Origin of the sequence: uncultured Gardnerella sp. (assembly GCF_947280595.1) — a bacterium.
Lineage (GTDB): Bacteria > Actinomycetota > Actinomycetes > Actinomycetales > Bifidobacteriaceae > Bifidobacterium > Bifidobacterium vaginale_A.
In genome coordinates, this window is the sequence record NZ_CAMYOS010000032.1 from 1 (window position 1) to 5,839 (window position 5,839).

Consider the following 5,839-nt stretch of genomic DNA (forward strand, 5'->3'; position numbering starts at 1 on the left):
ATGTGAGCGATTCTGCTCGCGCTTGGCTTGCAGAGCATGGCTATGATCCAGTTTATGGTGCTCGTCCGTTGCGTAGATTGGTTCAAACGGAAATTGGCGATCAGCTTGCGCGATTGCTGCTTTCCGGCAAGGTGCATGATGGCGCTCGCGTAGTTGCGGATTGTGCAGAGAGCGACGACCATGTAACTCTCAAGATTGCGTAGTGCCTGCATTCTTCAATGTAGTCAAATAATGTAGTCAAATAAAACAAAGCGTGCTGTTTATTGGATTATTTTCCAGTAGACAGCACGCTATTTTTGTATCTGAATAAAAAATATTTGTGGAATTAACTTGTAATAAAAGGGTGGATTTCCCCCTTAATTTTTCGAGTTATTACTGATAATTGGCATTATAGGATATGCGTATCTTTTAAAATTTTAATTGGTTTTTGTAAAAATCTATTTTTTTATGTTGAATTCTTATAGAATAAGTGTACGTATTCAGGGCTGAATACGTTATGAAGCAGATTGAGAATGGAGATACTAATTGGATAAAAGATGGCGTTGAATATTCTGGTGGCTGTATTTTTGGGTTTAATGATACTCCTAGTGGCAACCCTGTCACCATGGAAGTTGGAAGTAATTAGTCTAGTTGATATAAATATCAAATTGCTATAACGTTAAGTGGGGAGATATGCAAGAATCATATACGGGCTCAGGTGTGCAACTTGTTAATGTGAATTTTTCGTATGGGAAAAAACAAATTTTGCATAATCTTTCTATAGATTTATCTTTTGGCATATGTGGTCTTTTGGGGCCAAATGGTGCTGGGAAAACTACTCTGCTTAACGTTATAGCGACTATTTATGCTCCCTCTAGTGGGAAACTTTTTGTTCATGGCTTTGATGTAACTTGTCGTGCGGAAAGGGCTAAAGCTCGGTCAAATATTGGTTATTTGCCACAATCATTTGAACTTATGAATGCATCGAGTGTGTTAAAAAATGTTCAATATGCCGCATGGGCGCGAGGTTTATCGTGGAGTGCTGCGTATCAAGCTGCTTGGAATGCTCTCAAACAGGTTGGCTTGGAAAAACAAGCACATCGCATAGTTGCTAAAATATCAGGAGGTCAGCGTCAGCGTGCTGGTATTGCTTGTGTGATTGCTAGTCAGCCTGCAGTACTAATACTTGATGAGCCTACTGTTGGTTTAGATCCTGAGCAGCGTATTGATATTCGTAATTTTCTTAAGTCTTATTCGCAAAAGCATACTGTTATTGTCAGTACACATTTAGTAGAAGATTTAGCAGTAATTGCGGATCGGGTTATAGTTCTTAATGAAGGAATTATATTGCTTGATGGGAAAATGGATAATCTTCTTCAATATGCTAATCGTGAAGATCTTATGGTAACTCCATGGGAATCAGGGTATAGGCATTTGCTATCTAAATTTCATAAAAATTAGTAATAGCAGTAACTGGATATGTATAGTTTCTTATTTTGTTAATGTGGTAGTGAGTAGGGATGTGATTAAATATGCGTCAATATTCTAACTTTTTGACTGAATTCGGATTTTTTACGAAAAGTCATAAGAAGTGCACAATTGTTTCACATATTATGTCCCCATTATCTCTAATAAGCAGTTGTGTTTTTAGCTTATTTTTGATTGCATATCCTATTTTTTTGGGTGTGGCAAATTTTTTAGCGCATAATAATAATTATGCGCTTTGGTTAAGAATAGATGTCACGTGGATGCATTGTTTGTCTGATATTGTTGCTTGCATTTTTGGCGCATGGTGTTCATGTAAAGCTTGCTCGCCTAGATGTTTGGTTAATCCTGCGTGGTGTGCAGGAAAATCAGCCAGTCGTTACGCTATTCCTATACTAAAAGGCGCTATACTGTGCAGTTTGTTATATTGTGTAAGTATATTGCCAACAGTAATTCAGAGTGATGTAAATATTACAAATTTCCCGTATTTTCCACTATTATGTGGAGGCGTGACGCCAAGTGCATTTTTTGCAATTGGTTTTACTTTAGGAGTAATTATTGGCAATCGTTGGGCAATTGTATTCTCAGCTTTATTATCTTTTGCAATAATTTGGTGCTGTATTTATGGCGTCATTATAATGCGTAATGGCGCCATACCTCAGGGAGATATTTTTCCTAGATATTGGGGTAGTAGTTTATACGCAATACTTCCAGTGTCGGACGCTGGTATTGGTGCTGAGCCTGGTTTGCGCATGAACCCATGGTTGGTGACTTTGCGCATATTCTTTGTGTGTGTTGTTATCGTTTCATGCATTCTTTGTTGCGCGCATATTAGATATTTTTGGCAAAAGGGATCTTATTGGCGCATAAAAGCAATAAGTCTTTCTTTAATTATGCCAATAGTATGTGCTTGTTGTATAGCTATGTGGGGTCCAAAACCTTGGATTCGCTCTGGACCTTTTGTGCCTCAGTGTACGACGTTTAAAGATACTGCTTTTTCTGTTTGTGTACATCCTGAAGAAGCTTATATTCGTAAACTTCGTGCTGTTAAACATTTGAAAACTGTTGCTTCTTGGTTTCCTAAGAATCAGAGAGATTCGCAAGGCAAAGGAATTGTGCTTGTGCTTGGAAATGCGTTTACTCCAACGAATACTGAAAAATCTTGGAATCTTACTAATAGTGGTTTAATAAAGTTACGTAATCTTAAAGCTACTGTTATTCAACAACAAACAGATACATTTGTTAGGCGTTCTGAGAAATATGGTGATATGACTGGTATCGCTCAAGAAGTGTTACAAAGATTTGTGCCTGCAAAATGTGCATCAAGTGCTATGAAAGAAGTATATGTAAAAAAGAATCTTGATTCAAACGCTTCTGTTACAGCATTTTTGCTTGCTCAGCTTCCTTCTCGTATAAGTAATGATGTGTATGGGGCATACGGATTTATTCCAGGTGAAGCAAACGATAAAGTGGCTATGAGTATTAATAATGCTGATGATGCTAAGCTGAAACAATTTGTAAAAAATCATGTTAAAGAACTTAATCAATGCCTCATAACTCCACAACAAGTCTTATCGGAACTTGGTGATAAGCATGAAAAATAATTTCCGCGCGTGGCTTGAAGGTAGGCATTATATTGTTGCAATCGTTGCAATTTTATTGTCCGTAGTCCTTCCCTCTTTAATGCTTGTTATATTCAGATCATTTGTAACGCAGTTGCCAGTTTATGTTGGTTATATGTGTTTGCCAGATTCTGCTAATGTGCATAATGCGGTAGAAGGTATAACGTTCCAATGTCAATCTGGTAGTAGTGTTGTTAATTTTGTTGTTCCTCTGTATGAAGTTATTGTAGTTGGGTTTATTGCCGCGGCATTCGTTTGCCTTGCTCCGATTATGGTATCGTGGGAACGTTTCGTGATGAAAAGGTTGCGAATATATGCATTGAGTGCTGCTTTATTGTGTTTGTTTGTTTCATTCGGCGCTTCAGTGTTAATTGTTCGTATAATTGATTTGCAGTTATTGAGTACATTGCAGATGATTTTAGGTAATGCGTGGATTGATATTGTGCTCATAATGATTGGATTAGCCTGTTTTGGAAGGTTTTACGGCCTTGCATTTGGTGTCTTTTTAGCGGTGATGAATATTGCCACACAAGGTTTGCAAAGTAAAATTGGATTGATTTTGCGATGGTATCCTTCTGGAACTTTGCCTGTAATTCCTGGACAATCCATATTGTTATATGTCGTTGTTGTGCTTACTGTAATTGCAGTTTGCCTGTGGAGCGGCACGTGTGGACGTGGATTGCTTTATTTTGAACGTGCTTAAAAGGCGTGTTTAATTATGTTTTAAAAGTCAACTCAATAGTGTTTAATAGAACGTATGTTCGATAATATTGTGATGCTTGTTTTAATGGTGGTTGCTGTAGCAATAACCGCTGTTATTGTGTTGACTATTGTTAAGCACAACTCTGGAACGCAAGGCGCTAATGGCGTAAACCAACGCGAATTTAACGAATTACGCTCGCAGTATGAACAAGCGCGCGCTCAAGCTCAAGAAAATGGCAATCAGGCTATACGATATCGCACACAAGCAGAGCAGCTTGCTGAGCGATTAAAGTTTGTTGAAGCAGAACTTGTTAAAGCGCAGCAAGCAGAGCAATTGCGAGTGAATCGCGAAGAACAATTGCGCGCAGAGCGAGAAGAACGCGAACGGTTAAATCGTGAAAAAACTTTGAAAGAGCAAGGTAAAGTCTTGGAAGCGCTTGCTCCAGTAAAAGACAATCTCGAAGCATTGAAGAATAAAGTTTCGCAGATTGAAGAAGGGCGTAAGCAAGAAATGGGCGTGCTAAGCACTCAGCTTAAAGGCTTAAGTGAGCAGCAAACAAGGCTTGACCGCGAAACAAGTTCGCTTTCTGCAGCATTGCGAAATAATAAGGTTCGCGGAGCTTGGGGCGAGGCTCAACTAAAGAATATTGTTGAATCTGCAGGCTTGCTTGAGCATGTTGATTTTGATACGCAGGTTGTTGTAACTGGAGTAAATGGCGAGCAGCAGAGGCCAGATATGGTTGTGCATCTGCCAGGAGGCAAAACAATTCCAGTTGATGCAAAAGTTCCGTATGCTGATTATCAGCGCGCTTGCGAAATACCAGATAATGCAAGTGACGAAGAATTAGCTAGAAGGAGCGAGCTTCTCAAAGCGCACGCTAAGGCTTTGCGAGAGCACGTCAGAGTATTAGGAGCTAAAGCATATTGGCAGGCTTTTGAAACAGCACCAGATTTTGTAGTTGCATTTATTCCAAACGAAGCATTGCTTCAGGCAGCTCTTGAAGCGGATCCAACGCTTATGGATGATGCTTTTGCGCAAAAAGTAGCACTCACTTCACCAGTTACTTTGTGGGCTGTGCTTAAGTCTGTTGCGTACGCATGGCAGCAGCAAAGTCTTACAGATGACGCAAAAGAACTTTTCGATTTATCTCGAGAATTGTACGATCGCTTTGCAGTTCTTGGAGAAAATGCTTCAAAACTTGGCGTATCTTTGGCAAGAACAGTTGCAGCTTACAATAAGTTTGCTTCTTCGCTTGAGTCGCGAGTGTTGGTAACAGCGCGTAAACTTCAGAAGTTAGACCAAAGTAAAGTTATTGCTTCAATAGATCTTATAGATTCTGATAAAGCTGATGTTAAAGAGCTGAGCGCTCCGGAAGTATCAGTAGAAGATCGTTAAGCATAAAAACATCAAAGCATCAAAAATTGAACAACTCTAAACGCTAAGGAGTGCAAAATGGCAGAATTACAAGAGGAACGTGCGGAACTTAAGCGCATGCTTTGTGCGGATATGAGTGCGAAACCATTTAGTGAACTGTTTTCTGTTACTTTTAATCAGCGCGGCTCCAAGTTGGTTGGTGATGTTCTTTTTGACGCAATTGAGAAAGCTGGGTATTCGTTAGAGCGCGATGTTGACGCTGTTGGTGCGTTAACTGCTGCTGCAGTTCCAATGGTTTTTGCGCTTATTCATGCTGCAGAACGTAAAGGAATTGCACTCGACGGCTTTGTTATGGATTTTGTTTTTCCTGCAACAAAAGGTCCGTCAGTTAAAGGCAAGCGAGTATTATTGCTTGACTCTTGGCTTTCTGAAAAATCGTATGTTCAAACTTCTTCGCTTGTGACTTTACGACACGGCAATGAATTAAGTCTTGATTTTGGCATTGTTAATCAGCAAGGCGCGCAAATTCTTGCTATAGTTGCATTAATTGGTGGTGTTGACGCCGACGAACAAGGCATGAGGCATCTTCAATTAGTAAATCCAATAAGTGAGGAGAGTACTAAAATGGCATTTGTTCAAGCTTTCGATGAAGAAGAATTACGTGCAGATGCAGATC

7 protein-coding genes are annotated in these 5,839 nt (G+C 39.5%); all 7 read left to right on the top strand.

Translation table 11 applies throughout. From position 1 onward, the window contains the following. On the top strand, nucleotides 1-203 hold a 203-nt coding region (locus Q0X59_RS06030; protein ID WP_297643898.1), incomplete at its 5' end, for a hypothetical protein. Nucleotides 204-496: 293 nt separating this feature from the next. Beyond that, nucleotides 497-625 (top strand): hypothetical protein, encoded by a 129-nt coding sequence (locus Q0X59_RS06035; RefSeq protein ID WP_297643900.1) that lies wholly within the window; start codon nucleotides 497-499, stop codon nucleotides 623-625. A 47-nt stretch (nucleotides 626-672) separates the two neighbouring features. Next, the gene (locus Q0X59_RS06040; protein ID WP_064346759.1) at nucleotides 673-1,440 is read left to right on the top strand and encodes an ATP-binding cassette domain-containing protein; all 768 of its coding nucleotides are present in this window, start codon (nucleotides 673-675) and stop codon (nucleotides 1,438-1,440) included. Between the two features lie 533 nt (nucleotides 1,441-1,973). Beyond that, nucleotides 1,974-3,068 carry a hypothetical protein gene (locus Q0X59_RS06045; RefSeq protein WP_366517022.1) on the top strand — a complete coding sequence of 365 codons (1,095 nt, stop codon included), beginning with the start codon at nucleotides 1,974-1,976 and terminating at the stop codon, nucleotides 3,066-3,068. Further along, entirely contained in the window at nucleotides 3,058-3,789 is a 732-nt protein-coding gene (locus tag Q0X59_RS06050) for a hypothetical protein (RefSeq protein WP_297643907.1), read from the top strand. Before Q0X59_RS06045 ends, Q0X59_RS06050 begins: the two co-directional genes overlap by 11 nt. A gap of 54 nt (nucleotides 3,790-3,843) precedes the next feature. Continuing rightward, nucleotides 3,844-5,184, top strand: coding sequence for a DNA recombination protein RmuC (gene rmuC, locus Q0X59_RS06055; RefSeq protein WP_297643909.1), 1,341 nt, complete (start codon nucleotides 3,844-3,846; stop codon nucleotides 5,182-5,184). A 57-nt stretch (nucleotides 5,185-5,241) separates the two neighbouring features. Then, on the top strand, nucleotides 5,242-5,839 hold a 598-nt coding region (locus Q0X59_RS06060; protein WP_297643911.1), incomplete at its 3' end, for a hypothetical protein.